The organism is Streptococcus sp. 17.1, from assembly GCF_016648655.1.
Classification (GTDB): Bacteria; Bacillota; Bacilli; order Lactobacillales; family Streptococcaceae; genus Streptococcus; species Streptococcus salivarius_E.
Genome location: NZ_JACLQM010000008.1, coordinates 71,267 through 91,936, shown reverse-complemented (window position 1 = coordinate 91,936; position 20,670 = coordinate 71,267). Strand labels below are relative to the sequence as shown.

Annotated in this window: 18 protein-coding genes, 1 pseudogene and 1 riboswitch; of the genes and pseudogenes, 5 read left to right on the top strand and 14 right to left on the bottom strand. The window is 38.7% G+C overall.

Annotation, left to right across the window (positions count from 1 at the left end):
* Nucleotides 1-9 precede the first annotated feature (9 nt).
* From H7T99_RS06495 to H7T99_RS06455, 9 genes are all read right to left on the bottom strand, one after another.
* Nucleotides 10-747, bottom strand: coding sequence for an ABC transporter permease (locus H7T99_RS06495; RefSeq protein ID WP_004182313.1), 738 nt, complete (start codon nt 745-747; stop codon nt 10-12).
* Complete coding sequence (locus H7T99_RS06490; protein WP_037602156.1) at nt 744-1,625, bottom strand: ABC transporter ATP-binding protein; 882 nt, start codon at nt 1,623-1,625, stop codon at nt 744-746. The genes H7T99_RS06495 and H7T99_RS06490 overlap by 4 nt, the downstream gene beginning before the upstream one ends.
* Before the next feature lie 70 nt (nt 1,626-1,695).
* A complete protein-coding gene (locus tag H7T99_RS06485) occupies nt 1,696-2,373 on the bottom strand; it encodes a hypothetical protein (RefSeq protein WP_037602158.1) in 678 nt (225 codons plus the stop codon).
* A 138-nt stretch (nt 2,374-2,511) separates the two neighbouring features.
* Nucleotides 2,512-3,177 (bottom strand): hypothetical protein, encoded by a 666-nt coding sequence (locus H7T99_RS06480; RefSeq protein ID WP_037602160.1) that lies wholly within the window; start codon nt 3,175-3,177, stop codon nt 2,512-2,514.
* 12 nt (nt 3,178-3,189) lie between these two features.
* Nucleotides 3,190-3,684, bottom strand: coding sequence for a YkgJ family cysteine cluster protein (locus H7T99_RS06475; RefSeq protein WP_004182309.1), 495 nt, complete (start codon nt 3,682-3,684; stop codon nt 3,190-3,192).
* Nucleotides 3,685-3,768: 84 nt separating this feature from the next.
* Nucleotides 3,769-5,769, bottom strand: a complete 2,001-nt coding sequence (locus tag H7T99_RS06470) for an ABC transporter permease (RefSeq protein WP_037602162.1) — start codon at nt 5,767-5,769, stop codon at nt 3,769-3,771.
* A gap of 1 nt (nt 5,770) precedes the next feature.
* Nucleotides 5,771-6,529, bottom strand: a complete 759-nt coding sequence (locus tag H7T99_RS06465; protein ID WP_037602164.1) for an ABC transporter ATP-binding protein — start codon at nt 6,527-6,529, stop codon at nt 5,771-5,773.
* A 142-nt stretch (nt 6,530-6,671) separates the two neighbouring features.
* Complete coding sequence (locus H7T99_RS06460; protein ID WP_201035965.1) at nt 6,672-7,646, bottom strand: sensor histidine kinase; 975 nt, start codon at nt 7,644-7,646, stop codon at nt 6,672-6,674.
* Nucleotides 7,636-8,316, bottom strand: a complete 681-nt coding sequence (locus H7T99_RS06455) for a response regulator transcription factor (RefSeq protein ID WP_037602169.1) — start codon at nt 8,314-8,316, stop codon at nt 7,636-7,638. Before H7T99_RS06455 ends, H7T99_RS06460 begins: the two co-directional genes overlap by 11 nt.
* Before the next feature lie 132 nt (nt 8,317-8,448).
* Between H7T99_RS06455 and H7T99_RS10600 the strand changes: the two are divergent.
* Nucleotides 8,449-8,637: pseudogene (locus H7T99_RS10600) on the top strand (hypothetical protein).
* Between the two features lie 45 nt (nt 8,638-8,682).
* Here the strand turns inward: H7T99_RS10600 and H7T99_RS06450 are convergent.
* Nucleotides 8,683-9,504 (bottom strand): hypothetical protein, encoded by an 822-nt coding sequence (locus H7T99_RS06450; RefSeq protein WP_051677050.1) that lies wholly within the window; start codon nt 9,502-9,504, stop codon nt 8,683-8,685.
* A 447-nt stretch (nt 9,505-9,951) separates the two neighbouring features.
* Nucleotides 9,952-10,047: riboswitch (purine riboswitch) on the top strand.
* 148 nt (nt 10,048-10,195) lie between these two features.
* On the opposite strand from H7T99_RS06450, the gene H7T99_RS06445 reads away from it, so the two are divergent.
* A complete protein-coding gene (locus tag H7T99_RS06445; RefSeq protein WP_037602172.1) occupies nt 10,196-10,777 on the top strand; it encodes a xanthine phosphoribosyltransferase in 582 nt (193 codons plus the stop codon).
* Entirely contained in the window at nt 10,777-12,045 is a 1,269-nt protein-coding gene (locus H7T99_RS06440; protein WP_002891246.1) for a nucleobase:cation symporter-2 family protein, read from the top strand. Before H7T99_RS06445 ends, H7T99_RS06440 begins: the two co-directional genes overlap by 1 nt.
* Before the next feature lie 123 nt (nt 12,046-12,168).
* On the opposite strand, the gene H7T99_RS06435 is transcribed toward H7T99_RS06440, so the two are convergent.
* Nucleotides 12,169-13,737: an ABC transporter ATP-binding protein gene (locus tag H7T99_RS06435; RefSeq protein WP_080702580.1), complete on the bottom strand. Its 1,569-nt coding sequence runs from the start codon at nt 13,735-13,737 to the stop codon at nt 12,169-12,171.
* A gap of 128 nt (nt 13,738-13,865) precedes the next feature.
* Here H7T99_RS06435 and H7T99_RS06430 point away from each other — a divergent pair, with 128 nt between their 5' ends.
* The gene (locus H7T99_RS06430) at nt 13,866-14,699 is read left to right on the top strand and encodes a helix-turn-helix domain-containing protein (protein ID WP_037602174.1); all 834 of its coding nucleotides are present in this window, start codon (nt 13,866-13,868) and stop codon (nt 14,697-14,699) included.
* A gap of 63 nt (nt 14,700-14,762) precedes the next feature.
* A complete protein-coding gene (locus tag H7T99_RS06425; RefSeq protein WP_037602176.1) occupies nt 14,763-16,112 on the top strand; it encodes an MATE family efflux transporter in 1,350 nt (449 codons plus the stop codon).
* Nucleotides 16,113-16,983: 871 nt separating this feature from the next.
* Here H7T99_RS06425 and msrB read toward each other — a convergent pair.
* The 3 genes from msrB to manA form a co-directional block, all read right to left on the bottom strand.
* Complete coding sequence (gene msrB, locus H7T99_RS06420; protein WP_037602178.1) at nt 16,984-17,934, bottom strand: peptide-methionine (R)-S-oxide reductase MsrB; 951 nt, start codon at nt 17,932-17,934, stop codon at nt 16,984-16,986.
* 126 nt (nt 17,935-18,060) lie between these two features.
* The gene (brnQ, locus tag H7T99_RS06415) at nt 18,061-19,389 is read right to left on the bottom strand and encodes a branched-chain amino acid transport system II carrier protein (protein ID WP_037602181.1); all 1,329 of its coding nucleotides are present in this window, start codon (nt 19,387-19,389) and stop codon (nt 18,061-18,063) included.
* A 215-nt stretch (nt 19,390-19,604) separates the two neighbouring features.
* The gene (gene manA, locus H7T99_RS06410) at nt 19,605-20,546 is read right to left on the bottom strand and encodes a mannose-6-phosphate isomerase, class I (protein WP_037602183.1); all 942 of its coding nucleotides are present in this window, start codon (nt 20,544-20,546) and stop codon (nt 19,605-19,607) included.
* Nucleotides 20,547-20,670 lie beyond the last annotated feature (124 nt).

Genomic DNA, 20,670 nt, shown 5'->3' with positions numbered 1-20,670 from the left:
ATTTCTCCTTTAACCTCGATCACTTTCCCTTTGAGACTTGATAAAGAGTGCAAGCCCTGTTGCTACTGCAGTATAAGCTACAATAAACAGGAGTGATTTCCATGAAAATTTCCCATTGATAGCAAAATTAACGACCAATTCATTGACATGATAGACAGGTGTCCACTCAGAGATGCTCTGAACCCACTTAGGGAACATGGAAATAGGAACCCATGAACCACTCACTATAGGCAAGACAAGGTAAATAATATTTGCCACAAGAGACATGAATTGTTGAGATTTAATCTGAGCGATAAGTAAACCAAAAGCTAGAAAGAGCAGACCGGACAAAAGTAAGAGAGCACCTGACCCTACCCATCTAAAGAATGGCATCTCTACATCTCGGAAAAAGGCACCTACACAAAAGGTCACAATAATGGCAACCATAAAGTTTAGAAGCACACGAAAGATTTTAGAAAGATAATAAGCTGCAATACTAACCTTTGAGTGCTCGATATAGGTCAACCAGTGTTCAATTCGGTCCTCTTGCAACATATAGGGAAAGGTAAACAAACCAAAACTAGACATGGAGAAGCCAGTCATGGTCAGCATATAAGACAGCAAAAACTCTTTTTGAGCTTCTGGAGTAGGTGCTGAGAAGATACTAGAAAAAAGGAGGAAAAATCCGACAGGTATCCCGATTCCCATGATAAAGACTGGCCAGCTTCGCCACGTTTTAATCCATTCAATTTTTAGTAATGCTTTCATGCCTTGTCCTCCCTTGTTGAATCAAATAGGCTATCCAAGAGTGTTTTATTTTGAATTTCAATATCAGAAATTCCACAGCCCGAATTTTCAAGACTTTGCCATACCTTTTCGATATCTTTGGTCATGAAGCTGATGACATCCCTCTTTTCAGTGATTTCATAGATATCTGGCAGTCCATGAACAATGCTAACAAAGCTACTTGGAAGAGTGACTTGTTTCTCTTTCTCTTCATGTCGCATAGCGTATGGCGTAGTATCTCTGATAAGTTTCCCTTGATGGAGGACTAAGATACGGTCAGCCGTGTGTTCCACTTCTTCAATATAGTGAGAGGAATAGAGAATGGTCACACCTGATTTTTTCAAATCATTAACAATCTCCCAGAAACGCTGACGAGTGGAGGTATCCATACCCGCTGTCGGTTCGTCTAAAAAGAGGATTTTAGGTTTATCAATCAAACAAAGGACAAAAGCCAGAAGACGTCTTTGACCACCTGAGAGTTTGTCCGCAAACTGCTGGTACTGGTCTTCCTTAAATTGCAGGAGTTCCTGAACCTCTTGATTGGTCAAGGGATTATCAGAAATAGATTGGAAGAAGGCAATCAGCTCTTCCACTTTTAAACTATTTGGAATGGTATTTTCCTGAAGGAGAACCGCAATTTTATTTTTGGCCTTACCTGCCTTACCATCAATGAGGACCTGACCACCGCTGGGCTTTTTATCTCCAAGAATACAAGACATCAAGACAGTCTTACCCGCCCCATTAGGTCCAATCAAGGCAACACAATCTCCCTGATTTATCTCAAAACTAATATCCTCTAAAATGGTCTTTCCCTTGATTCTTTTTCCAAGGGATGTGACTTGAATAACCGTTTCACTCATACCTGTGATTTCCTTTCTTTTGTATAGGAACCATGCTAATTGACAATAGAGCTGATATCATTGGACTCCCTTAATACTCCACTTCCAACTCCGTACAGAAGAGACTTCCGCTCAGATGAAGTCTCGTTTCAACTTGCTCGAAATCAGATTCGAAACGATCCACCTTCACAGATGACAGAGGATGTGAAATTCCAGTGGTATCCATGACACAGCCGTGAGGAAGTCGGATATGAACTTCACCAAACTTTGCATCAAGATGAACAGCTACCCGATCTGACGCAAATTTGGCCTGACTCAAATCCAACCAAAGCTCACCAAAAGCTAGATTCATATCAATCGTTTCGACTTCTTGAGAATAGATACGATACCTATCCTCAGCCATATAGGTCTTAACAGAAATATGAGGCCCCTCTTGGTCATTCTTATTAACCTTATAGTCTTTAGTGAGACCCTTCTTTTGACTACGACCATAAAAAAGCTCTAAGGCCAAACCAATGAGAAAGATACCGCTAAAGAGATTCCACTGTGCAAAATCAAGGTTTAACAAGTCATGAACATAGGGTGATAAGAAGGCCAAACCAAGAAAAACGAGGAGAGGCCGCCTATTCAGGATACCAAAACAAAAGAAGGCCACGAAGAAAACCAGATTATAATTGACCATGATCCAAAAATCTGGAATAAAGGCACTAGCGATAAAACAAGCTGCTAGTAAAAGCAATAAGAAAGACCGAAGATTAAACCGTTGCATAAGAAGACTCCTTTCTAAAGAAATGATTGCAATTTTCCAATTATTTTCACTATCAGTATAGCACTATTTGTAAACGTATTCAATGTTATATAAGAAGGAATTGCAAGAAAAAAAGAGCTTTCGCCCTTTCATCATTTTTCAATGTTTGACAGTTACCTGTCCAAAGGATACTGAGCCTGTTAGAGAAACTGTAGTGCTAGACAAGTCTCGCTCTCCCAGACTATCGTAGCCTTTCACTCCTGCTAGGCTTGTATGAAGCCCATGTGTATCCACTTGCCAATCCTTAGGCACTCGAATGACAACATGAGAAAAATTGGCCTGAACCACAATCTGAGGTCGGTCCGTCATAAACTGAGCCTGACGCAAATCTAAAGTCAAACGTCCAAAATCGGCATTGGCATAGACAGTTTCGAGGTTTTGTGAAGTCACCACCTGAACAGACTCTGAAAATAAGGTCTTAGCAAAAATCTCTCGCTCATGTTCTTTAGAAACCTTGTAAGAGAAGTTCTTTTTATAACTTGGCTTGCTCAAACGGTCCACCGCAATTCCCAAGATAAGAATCCCTACAAACAGGGTCCATTCTGAATAGTCCAATCTAAAGAGGTCATGAATATAGGTTGATAGAAAAGCCATTCCCAAGAAAAAGAGAAATTTCCCCTTAGATTGCCAACTCAAAAGCACAAAAAGCAAGGCCAAAATCAACTTATAATTAAAGGCCAAATACAAATCTGGAATAAAGGCTGTCGCGATAAAATAGGCAGCAATGATAAGTAGGGTGATAACACCTGCATTAAAGCGTCTCATAACAGTTCCTTTCTAAATCCTATCCTTGAGTTTTTCCACAAAAAGGTAGGCTGCTGGACAGAAAAGCGTATTTTTAATAGTCAGATGATTGATCTGATAGATTTTCTTACGGTCTGTGTGAGGAAAGGCTGCACAGGCCTTGGGGCGGACATCATAGATGTCACAGAGATTATCAGGCCCCAAAAATGGACAAGGCATGGACTTGAAGACCTTATCGCCATCCTCATCTACTTGCAAGTACATCTCCTCGAAAGCAGGTAACTTCATGCGAAAATGCTTGGCAATACGAGTAATGTCCTGCTCTGTGAAGTCTGGGCCTAGTGTCTTACAACAATTGGCACACTGGACACAATCAATCTCCTGAAAAACTTCATTGTGTACCTGCTGAACAATCTTATCTAAATTTTTAGGGGCTTTCTTCTTGAGTTGTGCTAGAAATTTACGGTGCTCCCCCTGCTTTTGACGTGCCAATTCCTCGTAACGTTTGACATCAATAGTCTGTGACATGTGTTTTCTCCGATGATTTATAATTCTTTCATCTATTATAGCATAAAAGAAATAGAGCCTAGCTTGAACTAGACTCTATGTTAGTTACATCGATACGATTCTACGATAAGAACGCGACGTTAGGGCGAAAACCAAGACATAGGCTAGGAAGAAGACGCCACAAACAATAATAGTGACCACTAACATAAGATTTGGATTGAGAACCCCAATAACACGCACAATCAAACTGATCATATGGTAAGCAAAGGCTAAGTGTGTAAAGGCAAAAATCAGAGGGAGGAAAAAGACAGTAAGAACTTGTTTACGAATGGTTTTCTTGACTTGTTGATCGTCCAACCCAATCTTTTGAAGAATAACAAAGCGCTCACGATCCTCATAACCTTCAGAAATCTGTTTATAGTAAATCACGAGAACTGTGCCAAGCATAAAGATAATGGATAAGAAAATACCGATAAATAAGGTTCCGCCAACAAAGCCATTTAGCATCCCTTCTACATCATATCGGCTATTAGCAGTGAGGTTAGGCCCAGGGACACCAGTAGTTTGTCCAGCTAACTGTTGCGTTTCTTTATCCGTGAGTTTGTCTAGCAAATCTGAATTTTTCTTGGCTTCATGTGTAGGGTCTTTGACGTTAACACCAACATAAGTAGATTGAGTGGTTGCTGTTCCTTTGATACTTTCTTTAAAATTATCCATATCAGGAACGACAAGGTAGCTATAATCAGAAACTATGGTTGTAAAGATATTAGGTACTTTACCTTTAATAAAGTCATTAAGGCTTTCCTGAATCTGGTAGTTTTGACCATTGATAGAGACACTCTTTTGATCTTTCAATATTTTATTTTTAGTAAATAAGCCAACTTGATTTGAAGTCAGATTGAGGTCTTTACCTGTTAATTGCTTATAAGTTGCTTGTGAGAAGACAAGAAAAACTGACTTTGGTAGAACTTTTCTTTCATTCTCAGAAAAGATGGTTAGCTTGTTTTTTTCTTGTTCTTTGATACCAAAGTAGAGGTAAGTTACTTCCGTTTTTCTATTTACCTGATTTCCCGACTGTGATAAGAAATCATCCATAACCTTTTGTGTACTTGTTACATCTACATTCGTTCCGGTAACTGAGTACTCATGTGGAGCAGCACTGGCCAAATAGTCTTTTTTTCCAGCATAGATACTTGCAGCACCTACAAGCGTCACCAGAACCATACTTGAGAGGATAGCAATGGTAGCAAGCCCAACTGCGTTTTTCTTCATTCGAAAGACAAGGTTGGAAATGGAAATCATATTATTAGGCTTGTAATAGTAGCTTTTCTTCTTTTTCAAGAGTTGTAGAACTACTGTTGTCCCAGCGTTAAAGAGAAGATAAGTCCCTAAAATGACCAGTAAAACAGCTAGGAAAAAACTGATAATAGCCGTTACTGGATTCTGAACAGAAAGAGCAAGATAGTAACCATATCCCATAGTCCCAAGTCCTAAAAGGGTTTGAATAACTAGGAAGCGTCCTTTTTTCTCACCCTTAAGGCCATCTTTAGTTAATTGTAAAGGATTAAGCCGTAGTAATCGGAAACCATTTACCAAAACCAACAAACTAAAAATACAAGCAAAGATGACAAGAACAATAGGAATTGTCATTACTTGAAAGGTCGAAACCAAACCAGTACTTTCACCGATAAGCCTTTGAAGAAAAGCATAAATGAGTTTATCGAATAGCGCCCCTACACCTATACCTAGAAGCAAAGTCACAAAACCCATAATCATCGTTTCTTTTAAAATCATGCTAAAGAGGTGACGTTTCTCTAAGCCTAGCACACTATAGAGACCAAGCTCCTTTGAACGATTTTTCATGACAAAGCTGTTGGCATAAAGAACAATAATCCCAGAGGATAGGGCGACAATCCCAAGTCCCAACCCCAAAACCATCTTGATAGCATCTGCCCCAGGTAAGTCATCCAGATGCGAATTAAGCGTTAAAGATGTAAAAATATAGGTAATGGCAATAACCAGAATAGTTGCCAATGTATACGGATAGTAAAGCTTACGATTTTTTATGAGATTGGACAAAGCCAGTCTATTGGTTAGACGAAACATATTAGTTCACCTCACTTGCCATTGTAGTTAGTGTATCGGAAATTTCTTGGAACATTTGATGTTCAGACTTATCCCCTTTGAAGATTTGATTATAAAGAATACCATCCTTAATAAACAAAACACGCTGCGCACGACTGGCGGCCGCTGTTGAGTGAGTTACCATAAGAATGGTCTGACCGCTGGCATTAATAGTTTCAAAGACATCCAAGAGTGCCGCTGAAGATTTTGAATCCAAGGCGCCTGTTGGCTCATCTGCTAAGAGGATTTCTGGTTTAGTGATGATCGCACGCGCAACTGCAACCCTTTGCTTTTGACCACCTGAAATTTCATAAGGGTACTTCTCTAGCAAGGAATGAATTCCCAGTTGACGACTGATAGCTTCAACTTGTGTCATCATTTGCTTAACTGAGCGTCGAGAAAGGACCAAAGGTAGCAGGATATTATCTTTAACTGATAGGGTATCTAAAAGATTGAAATCCTGGAAAACAAACCCTAATCTTTCACGACGGAAACTGGAAGCATCCTTATTTTTAATAGTTGCTGTGTCCATACCATTAAGGTAGACACGCCCTGACGTTGGTTTATCAAGCATGGCAAGAATGTTGAGCAGGGTTGATTTTCCTGAACCAGACTCACCCATAATAGCAACATACTCACCCTTCTCAACCGTAAAATGGATATCTTTAAGGGCTTCAACCTGATTTCCTTTGAAACGTGTTTTATAAATTTTTTTAACATGTTGAACATCTAGTAATGTCATAATAAGCTCCTTTATTAGTAGAATTAGGAGAGATTTTAGGAATCTCTTACTTAACTTCGATACCATTTTATAGAAAAAGCAGGGGCAAAACCATAACCCTTGCTTTCATTTGTCGTCTAATTTCTTACACTTTTGTAAGTTATCAATCAATGGCTAACTTCTTCTTTTGAAAATGAATGGAGACTGTGGTTCCTTGGCCTACTTGGGAGCTAATACTAATATCATGTCCAAGCTGATCAGCAATTTTCTTAGAAAGATACAGTCCTAGCCCAGAGGATTGCTGGGTCAGTCGGCCATTGTAACCTGAAAAGCCACGCTCAAAAACCCGTAGAATATCACTATTTTTAATACCAATCCCAGAATCTTTAAGATGAAGCCCATTATCTTTAAAGTAAATGTCAATGCCACCACTTTTTGTGTACTTCAAACTATTTGACAAGACCTGCTCTATGATAACCAAGAGCCATTTTTCATCTGAAACGACCTTAACATCCAAGTCATGTAGATTAATAGTCAATCCTTTTTGAATAAAGAAAAGACTATGTTTTCTAACAACTTCTTTAACCAAGGGTTCTAATGTAACCTGCCTCAACTGCAAATCATCATGAAAATTCTCTAAACGTAAATATTGCAAGACCAAATTGGTGTAAGAATCAATCTTGAATACCTCTTGCTCCAAGAGAGCCCTCGTTTTACTATCCGTAACATCCTGAAGCAATAATTGACTAGCTGCTATTGGCGTCTTGATTTGGTGCACCCAAAGCGTATAGTAGTCCATCAAATCTGTATAGCGCTTGCGCTCCTCCTCAGTCTGAGACATCTGGCTCTCCCTAGCACTTTCCAAGGCTTGGGCCAGGTAAAATTCTAAAGGACTTGATGGTGTGATTTCCTCATAGAGATAGGCTAAGTTATAAAAGTGATAGGACCTAACCAAGTCCCAAATAACCATGATGATAGTCACAAAGGTCATTATGGTCAAGGCATAATAAAGAATATCTGCCGCCTCTTCAAATAAAAAGGCAAACAAGACCAATATGATTCCATTAAAGACAAATAAAAGATAGAAAGTCAGACGAGACCTAATATGGTATTTGATAAATTGACACTTACCCATCATGACGCAACCCGTAGCCAACACCTTTCTTGGTTTCAATAAAATCCTTCAAACCCACTGCCTCTAACTTCTTACGTAAACGAGCTACATTAACTGACAGGGTATTGTCATCAATAAAGAAGTCACTATTCCAAAGCTCCTTCATCAGGTCTTCCCGACTAACGATATTACCAGCATGATCAAAGAGAACTTGTAAAATCTGAAACTCATTCTTTGTCAAAGAAATGACCTCTCCCTGATAAACCAAATCCATGGCCTTAAGGTTCAGAATCACACCCATATATTCCAAGAGACTCTGATCCTTACCAAACTCATAAGAACGGCGTAACAGTCCTTGAATTTTTGCCAAGAGAACATTTTGGTCAAAAGGTTTAGTCACAAAGTCGTCCCCACCCATATTGATTGCCATAACAATATCCATGGCCTGATCTCTGGAAGACAAGAACATAATAGGCACCTTGGAGACCTTACGAATTTCCTGACACCAATGATAACCGTTGAATAGAGGTAAACCAATATCCATAAGAACCAAGTGGGGCTCTACTTTTACAAAAATAGATAATACTTCCATGAAATCTTCAACAAGAACAACTTCGTAACCCCACTGTTCTAGCATTTTTTTGACTTGTTGACGGATAACCTCGTCGTCCTCTACTAATAAAATCTTATGCATAACTCTACCTCTTTCATTTCCCACTATTATAACAGAAATGCTAGAAGAAACGACCATTCTTAGCAAATCTTACAATAATGTTAGATTGAATTTTCCAACTCTTTACAAATAGAATATATAAAGAGGTAAAAAATGCTAACTTATGACGAATTCAAAGAATCTATGGACAATGGTTTTATTAAAGGTGATACTGCCCAGATAGTCTGAAATAACGGTAAAATCCATGACTACGTTTTAGATGGTGAACAAGTTGAGCCACACGAAACATTGAGCATAGAAAAAGTATCGGATATAATAAAGGAACTAGACGGGAACAACTAAAAAAGCACATAGTTTATCTAAGTGCCTTTGCAAGAAGTTTCTTAATTATTCAAATGTAGCAATTAACTCGGTGAGTCGGGCAATATTAGCTTCATCAGCGTATTTAGAATCTTGATAATATAAGATATCATGTTCTTCTTTAGGGTAGTTTTTTCTTAGGAATCTAGCTACTTCATCGTAGAATTTCACCGATGCTTTGTAGTATTCAAGTTTCTGCTTATGTCTAGAGAGTAAAAAATTATTAAGATCCCAGTTAGCAAATTCTTTATCTAAATTCGCATAATACTCTTTCAGAGAATGTATTTCCCAGAGTTTAGAATACTTCTGTTGTACTTCCTTACCAAATGGTGTTGGTTTTACTAAATTAGTTTCTTCATTATATTCCAGTAAACCATCAGCAAAGAATCTTTTAGTCACTTCGTTAGGGTTTAAATGATATCTATCATAGTAATATCTAGGAATTCGAACATCTAAAATTCTACCTTTTTGAGTTTTCCCCCACCATACAAGCAATAAAAGCTCTCTTAATTTATAACCTTCTGGAGTATGGTAAGAATCATCAAAAGCATCGTAATAATCTCCTTCGATAAAATCAGACCATTGAGGTCTATGTAACATGATATTTTGATAACGACTATCAAATATAGGAGAATCATTATCGACAGAAACTGTAGAACTTGATTCTACTTCACTATTCTTTTTAGATGGTAATAGTGAAGTAGGATAGGATTGTTTGTTTTTGTTTCTCTTTTTTATTAAGTAGAAAATAATATACCCAACAAAGCCCACTACGAAGTATATCCAAGTATAATATACCAAGGTTATGAATAAGGTTACGAATATTGCTCCTACTAGTATTTTCTTCATACAGATTTCCTATTAATATATTTTTATAAATTATGATATTCCTCTATAACTGTCGCTTTATAAACGAATGCGTTTGAGTTTTTATTGCAAATATTAAGTTAAACTACCATTACTCAGGTATTCAGCGGACTATCTTCTTATATTCTATCTATTCTATTTATTGAAGTCAACAAAAGATTAAATTTTTTACTATTTTAAAACTTTTTCATAGAATTATTCAATAGAAATAAAACACTTATATAAATAAACCTATGAAAAAGAGGCACATAATAACAATAAATACCCCAAGAAACGACCATTCTCAGCAAATCTTACAATAATGTTAGATTGAATTTTCCAACTTTTAAAATAGTGCGTTTTCATAGGAAAAATCCTTTGAGTCTTCAAAGAAAATATAGTATTATAATAGAGTTGATGTTGGTTTATCATCAACCAACGACAGCTTCATCGAATAATGAGAACATTACTTATTTATGTCACGAATCGGCGTGACGTTTCTACAAGGTGCCGTAACACCTAACAATGAGTAAGTCATAAAGTCATAATAAGATTTTACCGTCTTTTTATGATTTTAAAGGCTTGCTTTGCAAGCCTTTTTCTATTATTCGATTGTCTTTGATTTTTTTGAGTCTTTTACAGAATCAAAAGAAAGTCAACATACACTTTAGTTATATTTTTTATAGGAGGTAATATGAAATTACTGGAAGACCGCATTCTCAAAGATGGGAATGTCCTTGGGGAGAACATCCTCAAAGTTGACTCTTTCCTCACTCACCAAGTGGACTTTGACCTCATGCGTGAGATTGGAAAGGTCTTTGCTGACAAGTTCAAAGATGCAGGCATCACTAAGGTAGTAACTATTGAGGCATCTGGTATTGCTCCGGCCCTCTATGCTGCTGAAGCTTTGGATGTCCCTATGATTTTTGCTAAGAAGGCTAAAAATATCACCATGAATGAAGGAATCCTCACTGCTGAGGTCTACTCCTTCACTAAGCAGGTGACTAGTACTGTCTCTATCGCAAGCAAGTTCCTCACTCCTGAAGATAAGGTCCTCATCGTTGATGACTTCCTAGCTAACGGTCAAGCTGCCAAAGGCTTGATTCAAATCATCGAAGAAGCTGGTGCACACGTTGAAGCGGTTGGTATCGTTATTGAGAAATCTTTCCAAGATGGTCGTGCCCTTCTGGAAGAAGCTGGCTACCCAGTCGTTTCACTTGCTCGTTTGGATCGTTTTGAAAATGGTCAGGTCGTATTTAAGGAGGCAGACATCTAATGCAAAACAAAGAGAAACACTCGCAGGCAGCGGTCCTAGGACTGCAACACCTACTTGCCATGTACTCGGGATCAATCCTGGTTCCAATCATGATTGCTGGTGCTTTGGGATATTCAGCCCATGAATTAACCTACTTGATTTCAACAGACATTTTCATGTGTGGTGTAGCAACCTTCCTCCAACTTCAACTTAATAAATACTTCGGTATCGGTCTTCCAGTTGTTCTTGGGGTTGCCTTCCAGTCAGTGGCACCACTGATTATGATTGGTGAGAAACACGGTAGCGGTGCTATGTTTGGTGCCCTTATCGTTTCAGGGATTTATGTTATCCTCGTTTCTGGCGTCTTCTCAAAAGTGGCCAATCTCTTCCCCTCTATCGTTACGGGATCTGTCATCACAACTATTGGTTTGACCCTCATCCCTGTGGCTATCGGAAATATGGGGAACAACGTTGATAAACCAACTGGTCAAAGCCTCTTCCTTGCAGCTATTACCGTTCTCATCATCCTTTTGATTAATATTTTCACTAAAGGATTTATCAAATCCATCTCAATCTTGATTGGTTTGATTGTCGGTACTGCTATCGCAGCAAGCATGGGCTTGGTTGACTTCTCACCAGTGGCTGCGGCACCTATTGTCCACGTGCCAACACCATTCTACTTTGGAATGCCAAAGTTTGAGTTATCATCAATCATCATGATGTGTATTATCGCTACAGTGTCTATGGTTGAATCAACTGGAGTTTACTTGGCCCTCTCTGATATTACCAAAGAACCACTCGATAGCACTCGCCTTCGTAACGGTTACCGCGCTGAAGGTTTGGCTGTTCTCCTTGGTGGACTCTTCAACACCTTCCCATACACTGGTTTTTCACAAAACGTTGGTCTTGTGAAATTGTCAGGTATCAAGACTCGCTTGCCAATCTACTATGCAGCTGGTTTCCTTGTTCTTCTTGGACTCCTTCCTAAGTTCGGTGCCTTAGCGCAAATCATCCCAAGCCCAGTCCTTGGTGGCGCTATGCTTGTCATGTTCGGTTTTGTTTCTATCCAAGGAATGCAAATCTTGGCACGTGTTGATTTCGCCAACAATGAACACAACTTCTTGATTGCTGCGGTATCAATCGCTGCAGGGGTTGGTCTTAACGGTAGCAACCTCTTCAACAGCCTACCAAATGCTTTCCAAATGTTCTTCTCAAACGGTATCGTGGTCGCAAGCTTGCTTGCCATTGTCCTAAATGCCATTTTGAACCATAACAAAAAAGAAAAATAACACAAGAACACCTGAGTCGCTTGACTTAGGTGTTTTTGTTTGAAATTAAAATCTTCAAGTTTGTAAATCGAAAGAAAAGACTAAGCAACTACTCTGTCTAACTTTTACTGAAAGTAGCTCGTACTATTTAATTCTTACGATTGACTTATTTTCAATTCTATAGACAGCATCGTAATCTTCCAAATTGTAATGATGGGCAATTTCAATAATACTATTAGGCAATTGTTGCAAGACATTTCTTATTTCCTTTGAACTTGCTGCATCTAAAGAAGCCATCATCTCATCCGCAAGTAAAACCTGCTTGCCTCTCAAAATAGCACGTGCAATCTCCAGTTTTATGATTTGACCACCTGAAAAGTTATCTCCAGTTAATTCATAGTCTAATTGGTGACAACAAGCCTCCCATAGTCCAACCTTTTTCAGTGTTGAAATGAGCAATGAGTCAGAACAATCTTGATAAAGAGTTAGATTATGTCGCACACTTGTATGAAAGACATAGGGATTTTGATGAATAATTGCAATGTTATCTAAATTTGGAGTCAGCTCCCTTCCATCAATGCTTTTAAAAATGATTTCCCCACTATATGCCTTATCTTGCCCTGATATTAACCTAAAAAGTGTTGTTTTCCCAATACCACTATCACCAACTATAAGATTATGCTGAGACAATGAAAAAGTAACCGTAACATCTCGAAAAATCTCTTGATTATCATAAGATTTAGTGACATTTTTTAACTGAATTTCTTCTAAAGTATGTATGTGATGCCCTTTTGAAGGAATTTCTGCCTCACTTCCAAATGTCAATAATTTATCTTTTATCACTTGACTTGATTGAATACTTGCAATAGCCTCCAGAATTTGTTGTAAGGGGTTAATGAGATATGTTGATGCAGACATCATAGCAATAAGTGTAGTGATTGAATTTTGTTTCATTACAAGACCAATCACAAACGGTCCAATCAAACCGATAGCTTTCAGAGGTCCTGTCCAAAACATAACCAAATTCTGAAGTGTATAATATTTAAATTGTGTCTTCTCCATCTCACCAAGTGTTACGAGAGTTTGCCTTACATTTTCTTTTTCTGCCTGGTTGCAAATAATCGTTTCAATCCCCTTACCAAAGTCTGTGATAGCTCTTAAATTCTTCTCTTTTGAACTACTTAGTAATTCTCCTGATTCTTTTAATTTTCTCTTAAATATAAACTGAGGCAAAATCATCAGAAAAGCACCTACAGTAAAAAGACTACCCACAATAACATTTTGTTTGAGCAGATAAATAACAGATACTAGGACAGAGGCACCCCACACTGGTGAGATAAGAAATGATTGAAGGAACTCCTGGTCTACGATTCCAAGATCTTGTGTCAAGAGTGAGCAAAGCTCAGAATCAGAGTTCTTTTTAGGAAAGACAGCATAATTCTTCAAAATATTCCCTGATAGTCTTAGATTAAACGCCCTAATAATAGAACGAAGCAGAATATTCTCTATATACATAAAAGCGTACACAGCCACCCAAAGAGAAATACCCGAAAAAGTAAAAACTATTAAATCCCGACTATTACAGCTATCTAAATGACCTGCCATCTGGATAATTACAGGAATAACAATTCCTTGACACGAATAAAGAAGTGCAAAAATGATATAAAGTACTATTTCCTTCTTAGGAAGTAACTTAATAAACTTAACCATCATTGTGATACAGCAACTGATTTATTTTTTCAATAATCATTGCTTTTACCTCCTTCCATTTGATACTATTATTTTAGTTTATTAATAGTATCAACTATTGAAATTTCGGAAATCCGATAAGGAAATTTTATATGGAACTAGGTCAAAAATTTAAGCAGATTCGCAAACAGAGAAAATATACTATTCAAAGACTCGCTCAAGTGGCTGGATCTGTGGCGAGTATTTCAGACTTTGAAAATAACAAAACATCACTCTCAAATGATATTCTTTTCAAACTTTTAAAACACCTAAAAGTCGAATATAATGAATTTTTCGGACAAGAATATCTTGTGGACGAAACCTACATAAAACTTGCTAATCAATACAATCACGCCTCAAATAATCTAGATTTTGAAGCACTAAAGCAAGTCGCAGAAAGATTTCGCATTTTAGGAGAAACTAATTATAGCGATTATCTGATTAGTCTTTGTATTACCTGTCAGGTTTCAAAACTTCAAAACCAGCCAGTTAACCAAGATATTGCTACAGAACTTCAAAACTACTTCTTTTCGATTGATATTTGGACACTTCTTGATATTGATTTACTGGATATGGTAAAGGATATCTTCACAGAAGATGCGCTAAAAATCTACATTAAAGAACTCCTATCAATTCTCGGTAAAAATCCTAGAAATAATTTAGATCGAATCACTTTAGATGTTATCAGTCGTTGTATTTTCCAAATCATTCTTTACGGAAATCAAGAAGATAGTGATTACTATCTAAACGAACTAAAAACTATTCAATTCCCAGATTATTTCATGTTACAAAAACTCTATCTTAAAGAGCTAGGAGCCGCTTACCTTTATAAATTTATCGATAAGAATATGGGAAAGATTATACATAAAGAAATTCTCCACTACTTGGCTTTTATTGGTGATGACGATAATTTGAGAGAATGGGATCAAACCTTCTGTCAATTATAGACTTTATTGGATAACAGTTGTACAATGATTATATAATTTGAAAAATTTAGAAAGGAAAACAGAATGCACGAAACACATTCTCTCCGTGAGCGATTTCTTGTTTTCTTCAAGATTTTTGTGCCCATACTGATTTATCAGTTTGCCAACTTCTCGGCAGCCTTTGTGGACACTACCATGACTGGTCAATACGATGCCCTACACTTGGCGGGGGTAGCCATGGCAACGAGTTTATGGAGTCCTTTTTTCACCTTTTTAACAGGTATCGTCTCTGCCCTAGTTCCTATTATCGGACACCATCTAGGGGCAGGTCGCAAGGACCGAGTGGCACCTGATTTCTATCAATTTCTTTATATGGCTTTGGGCCTATCACTTATCCTCTTTGCCCTCGTTTTTCTAGGGGCACCCTTGGTTTTGAATCATTTAGGTTTGGAGCCTTTGGTCAGAAAGGTAGCCCTTGGTTATTTACGCTTTTTAAGTCTTGGGATTATCCCCCTTCTACTCTTTAGTGTGGTTCGCTCCTTCCTTGATGCCCTTGGCCTCACGCGTCTCTCCATGTATCTCATGCTTTTGCTCCTACCTCTCAATGGTTTCTTCAATTTCCTCCTCATCTATGGCATTGCTGGTCTACCAGAGTTAGGGGGAGCTGGAGCAGGTCTGGGAACTTCAATGGCTTATTGGGCCCTTCTCCTCATTTCCATTGCCGTTATCAGAAAACATAAAAGGGTTAAGCCCTACCACATTGAAAAGGTCCAACCCCTTGATAAAAGTGCTCTACTTGAGGCACTTAAACTGGGTCTCCCGATTGGTGGAACGGTCTTTGCGGAGGTCGCCATCTTCTCAGGTGTTGGTCTGGTTATGTCTAAATATCCGTCCCTAGTGATTGCCAGTCACCAGGCAGCCATGAATTTCTCAAATCTCATGTACGCCTTCCCTCTCAGCATTTCCAGTGCCATGGCTATCATTATTTCCTACGAATTTGGGGCCAGACGCATGAATGCGGTCAAGAGCTACAGCAAGCTGGGACGGTTGACAGCCCTAGGATTTTCTATCTTTACCTTGATTTTCCTCTACTTCTTGCGCTATGATTTGGCAGAACTCTATGGGCATGAACCTGAATTTTTGAGAATGACAGCCATTTTCATGACCTATAGCCTCTTCTTCCAAGTGGCAGATGTCTTTGCGGCTCCGCTTCAAGGAATCCTCCGTGGCTATAAAGACACTAAGGTACCTTTTTATCTCGGTGTCCTAACCTACTGGGGCATCACCTTCCCAGTTGGCTTCCTTCTTGAAAAAGTCACTGGGCTAGGTCCCTACAGTTACTGGATTGGCCTTATTGCTAGCCTTATCGTCAGTGGTCTCTGTTACCAATGGCGCTTAAATAGAATCGTCAAACGTTACGAATCACAACTTTGATATCCCTGAAGCAGTCTTGTCAGACTGCTTTTTCTATACTCAAATCTCGATAATACAGAAAAAAAAACTCCTGCATATTGAAAACAGATAGACTGTTATCAATACACAGAAAGCTTCTTTTGATGAGTGATTAATTATATTCAGATTTTCCTGACCTATTACCAAACTGGATGCATTAATGAAAACATAGATGTTTAATATTGAAAAAAGTATCACAGAGACCAGCTGGATCAACTAGGGCACCATAAATCATGACTAAACCACACAGAGCTAGGAAATGATAAAAATAAACTACTTTCTCCCCTGTTTTAGGAAGTAAAAGAAAAGACCAGAACCACAAGACACAAATGGCTATTAATATGATTAGTTTATTCATCCATTCCATAATAATCTCCGTCAAAAAGGTTTAGCACAATAAAATAGTCCTTAGGACTATCTGAATGTTATCATAAAATCTAACAAGTACTGTCATTACTTCTTAAGGAAATATCTTAGTATCTCTTGCTAGTCTTGTTTAGGTAAGTTAAGACATATAAAATCATATTGGGAGGTTGGGAAGACTCATTATTACACAAAGTACAATAATGTTTACAGACGCCAAAACCAGCAAAAGCTAAGGAGAAGGACATATTGACACTTGTCAGATTTCTCACTATTATAGTGTACTATTTTTTTATTTGAAACATAAAACAATTTTGCCCAAATTGTTAAAAAATGTAATGAAAGGTCACTTTTTTATCCTGAATGGTTAGGTTACATATCATGTTAGGTTTAAAAGGCTTTCATCTTATTTACATCTTCTTCTGTCATGAAAAAAGAGGTTAGAACCAACCTCTTTTTAGTAAATAATTCATTCCTTCAGAATAACTAATCAGTCCACTTGATCAAGCAAGTAAGCATAGCCTTCTTTTGCCATGTCAGCTTTAGGAACAAATCGCGTTGCTACACCATTGATACAGTAGCGTAAGCCACCCTTATCTCTTGGCCCATCTGGAAAGACATGACCTAGATGAGAATCACCCACACGACTACGAACTTCGATGCGGTCCATATTGTGCGAATGGTCTTCCTTGTAGTTGGCTACCTCGGGGCTTATAGGGCGAGAGAAACTTGGCCAGCCACAGGCTGAATCAAACTTATCCTTGGAGGAAAAGAGTGGTTCGCCAGTCACCACGTCAACGTAAATTCCAGGCTCAAACTGATTCCAAAGCGGACTCGTAAAGGCACGTTCCGTTCCATTTTCCTGGGTCACAGCATAGGCTTCTGGACTCAAGCTTTCCTTAAGCTCCTCCTGATTTGGCTTGTGATAAGCACTTGAATCAATAACAGGATTAACTGCTTGATTAACATTTATATGGCAATAGCCATTAGGATTCTTCTTGAGATAATCTTGATGGTAATCCTCTGCAGGAATAAAGTGCTTCAGAGGCAACAATTCAACCGCCAAAGGCTGGCCGTATTGCTCAGTCATTTCTTGGAAAACTTGCTTTATGACTGGTAGGTCATTGTCATCTGTGTAATAAACACCCGTACGGTACTGAGTTCCCACATCATTGCCCTGTTTATTTTTGCTTAGAGGATTGATAATACGGAAGAAATGTAGCAAAATCTCTCGCAATGACACCTTACTAGCATCATAAGTCACCTGAACAGTCTCAGCATGACCCGTCTGACCGATGAGCTCATAGCGAGTGGTCTCACTACGTCCATTAGCATAACCCGAAACAGCATCTAACACACCAGGAACACGTGAAAAGTATTCCTCAACACCCCAGAAACAGCCACCAGCAAGATAAATCATATGATTATTTAGATTTGACATTTTTAACACTCCCTTCAATAGATACTTTCATCTCCACGCCTTAAGTGTAACGCTTTTGAGAAGATTTCGCACTTATAGTGACTTGAGGGAGAAAAAATCCCATCACATTGTGATAGGATTTTATTTTTATTCCATTTCAAAGCTTTCGCTCTTAATCTTATCTGGTAAGACGAGAGACAAGAGGATACACAAAATGGCTGGTATCAACCATGGCAAGGATGCTCCTGACAATGGTAGGAAGTTAATAAGAGCATTGAGTCCTGCAAGCTTGAATTGGCTAGCAAGCACGCTGAGCAAGGCAATCAACGTGACTACAGCAACTGTTATTTGCATACCAGGTTTAGACAAGGCCACGAACTTGTTGGCAATTACAATCATGACAATCGTGATAGTAATTGGGTAGAGAATCAAAAGCACTGGTACTGAGAAAGCAATGATATTGTTAAGTCCCAAGTTGGCAATCGCAAACCCAATCAAGGTAAAGATAATGGCGTAAGCCTTGTAAGATACTTTCGGAAATGCCTTGTGGAAGAATTCCCCAGTCGCAACAATAAGCCCTGCGGTTGTTGTGAAGCAAGTCACTGTCACCATGATAGCTAAGAAAATCTGAGCCGCTGGTCCAAAGATGGCTTGTGTGGCTTGTGACAAGACACTTGCACCAATATTGGCATCTTTTGGTAATCCCGCCACTTGGAGTGGGAAATGATTCCCCAAAAAGGCTAATCCCAAATACAGAGCACCAAAGAGGATAGTCACTACGAAACCAACGACCCAAATCGTTGAGATATACTCTTTTTTAGACTTGAAGCCTAATTGGTTGAGTGTGACTACTGCTACTACACTGAAGGCCACAGAAGCCAAGGCATCCAAGGTGTTGTAGCCTTCCAAGAATCCTTTACCAAAAGCAGAAGCCTGATAGGCTTGACTTGCATCCTGAGGATTGTGACCACCATATTTAAATGCTCCTGCCACGATAACGACAACAATCATGATGGCAAAGATAGGCGTCAATATACGTCCAATACTATCTAGAATTTTAGATGGATTCATGGCAATCCAAAGTGCTAGAGCAAAGTAGATTACGGTAAAGACAAAGAGCCAAAGGCTAGTATGTCCACTTCCAATCAAAGGAGAGAAGCCAATTGAAAAGGCGGTGGCGGCCGTTCTAGGAATGGCAAAGAAAGGACCAATGGACAGATAAAGTACTGCCAAATAGACTAGGGCAAACTTAGGCGAGATTTTTTGAGAAATCTCATGAATGTAACCCTTAGGATTTAAAGTCCCGATAACCAGTGTTAGGATGGCAATACCAACACCTGATAGGACAAAGCCGGCAATGGCTGGCCAAAAATGACCTCCAGATTCAAAGCCTAGCTGAGGGGGAAAGGTCAGATTTCCCGCTCCAAAGAACATACCAAACAACAATAAAGCTGTAAGGCTTCCCTTTTTTAACATAAGTTTCTCCAATCTAAAACAAACAAGATCTTATGCCCCAAATAGACACAACTTGTTTATTATAATTTTAGTCAACTTATTTAGTATGACATGATTAGTTTGGAACTTCAAGCTATTGAAACGTATTTACAAAGGTTTTTAAAATTGCAAATTTTCTGTATCCTTGTACGAAAAAACTAGACAAGATTCTCATCTCGTCTAGTTTGATATTTTGATTATGGGTGACTGACAATCAATTCAAGCTCTCCCTTAATTTGCCATGTTTCAACATCGCTAGGAAGAATAAAGTGGCTGCCTTTTGCAATTTGGTATTCTTGATCATCGACTAAGAGGCTTCCTTGACCGTCAAGTACACTAAACAAACTGTAATCAGCAGTCTTTTCAAAATCAGCCTTACCTGAGATTTCCCATTTATAAACGGCGAAGAAATCACTTGCTACTAAGAGCGTTGATTTGAGGTCATCTACTTTTGTTGTGACTGGTCGACTGTTGGCTGGCTCACCGATATTAAGGACATTGATAGATTTTTCAAGATGGAGTTCACGCAGGTTACCTTGATCATCTTTACGGTCAAAATCATAAACACGGTAGGTCGTATCACTAGATTGTTGCGTTTCAAGAACCATGATACCTGCACCAATAGCATGCATGGTACCACTTGGCACATAGAAGAAATCTCCTGCTTTAACTGGAACCTTGGTCAAGAGATTTTCCCAATCCTTACTTTCAATTTGCTGGCGCAATTCTTCTTTTGATTTAGCATTGTGACCATAAATGATTTCTGCGCCTGGTTCAGCGGCAATGATATACCAACACTCTGTTTTACCAAGCTCACCTTCATGTTCAAGTCCATAAGCATCATCTGGATGAACTTGCACACTAAGCCAATCATTAGCATCCAAAATCTTAGTCAAGAGAGGAAAGACAGGTTCCTGACGATTGCCGAACAACTCACGATGCTCTGCATAAAGGGCATCCAAAGTTTGACCGGCATAGCGACCATTCTTGATAGTAGAGACGCCGTTAGGGTGAGCTGAGATAGCCCAGTACTCTCCAACATGGTCGCTAGGAATGTCGTAGCCAAAGACATCACGCAAATTCGTGCCACCCCAAATCTTCTCCTGCATGACAGATTGTAAAAATAATGGTTCAGACATAATTACTCCTTTTTCTAGGAACGAGAGGCCTTAACATTTTTTGGAATTCAAGAAAAGGTGTTGACTCTCTTAGAGATTAACAGTGAAGTCTTACATAAAATAACCAATCTCTTTAAGTTACCAG

Excerpts from the sequence above, each read along its gene's own strand:
- H7T99_RS06495 (WP_004182313.1), bottom strand. The coding sequence starts at position 747 with ATGAAAGCATTACTAAAAATTGAATGGATTAAAACGTGGCGAAGCTGG.
- H7T99_RS06490 (WP_037602156.1), bottom strand. The coding sequence starts at position 1,625 with ATGAGTGAAACGGTTATTCAAGTCACATCCCTTGGAAAAAGAATCAAG.
- H7T99_RS06485 (WP_037602158.1), bottom strand. The coding sequence starts at position 2,373 with ATGCAACGGTTTAATCTTCGGTCTTTCTTATTGCTTTTACTAGCAGCT.
- H7T99_RS06480 (WP_037602160.1), bottom strand. The coding sequence starts at position 3,177 with ATGAGACGCTTTAATGCAGGTGTTATCACCCTACTTATCATTGCTGCC.
- H7T99_RS06475 (WP_004182309.1), bottom strand. The coding sequence starts at position 3,684 with ATGTCACAGACTATTGATGTCAAACGTTACGAGGAATTGGCACGTCAA.
- H7T99_RS06470 (WP_037602162.1), bottom strand. The coding sequence starts at position 5,769 with ATGTTTCGTCTAACCAATAGACTGGCTTTGTCCAATCTCATAAAAAAT.
- H7T99_RS06465 (WP_037602164.1), bottom strand. The coding sequence starts at position 6,529 with ATGACATTACTAGATGTTCAACATGTTAAAAAAATTTATAAAACACGT.
- H7T99_RS06460 (WP_201035965.1), bottom strand. The coding sequence starts at position 7,646 with ATGATGGGTAAGTGTCAATTTATCAAATACCATATTAGGTCTCGTCTG.
- H7T99_RS06455 (WP_037602169.1), bottom strand. The coding sequence starts at position 8,316 with ATGCATAAGATTTTATTAGTAGAGGACGACGAGGTTATCCGTCAACAA.
- H7T99_RS06450 (WP_051677050.1), bottom strand. The coding sequence starts at position 9,504 with ATGAAGAAAATACTAGTAGGAGCAATATTCGTAACCTTATTCATAACC.
- H7T99_RS06445 (WP_037602172.1), top strand. The coding sequence starts at position 10,196 with ATGAAATTACTGGAAGACCGCATTCTCAAAGATGGGAATGTCCTTGGG.
- H7T99_RS06440 (WP_002891246.1), top strand. The coding sequence starts at position 10,777 with ATGCAAAACAAAGAGAAACACTCGCAGGCAGCGGTCCTAGGACTGCAA.
- H7T99_RS06435 (WP_080702580.1), bottom strand. The coding sequence starts at position 13,737 with ATGATGGTTAAGTTTATTAAGTTACTTCCTAAGAAGGAAATAGTACTT.
- H7T99_RS06430 (WP_037602174.1), top strand. The coding sequence starts at position 13,866 with ATGGAACTAGGTCAAAAATTTAAGCAGATTCGCAAACAGAGAAAATAT.
- H7T99_RS06425 (WP_037602176.1), top strand. The coding sequence starts at position 14,763 with ATGCACGAAACACATTCTCTCCGTGAGCGATTTCTTGTTTTCTTCAAG.
- msrB (WP_037602178.1), bottom strand. The coding sequence starts at position 17,934 with ATGTCAAATCTAAATAATCATATGATTTATCTTGCTGGTGGCTGTTTC.
- brnQ (WP_037602181.1), bottom strand. The coding sequence starts at position 19,389 with ATGTTAAAAAAGGGAAGCCTTACAGCTTTATTGTTGTTTGGTATGTTC.
- manA (WP_037602183.1), bottom strand. The coding sequence starts at position 20,546 with ATGTCTGAACCATTATTTTTACAATCTGTCATGCAGGAGAAGATTTGG.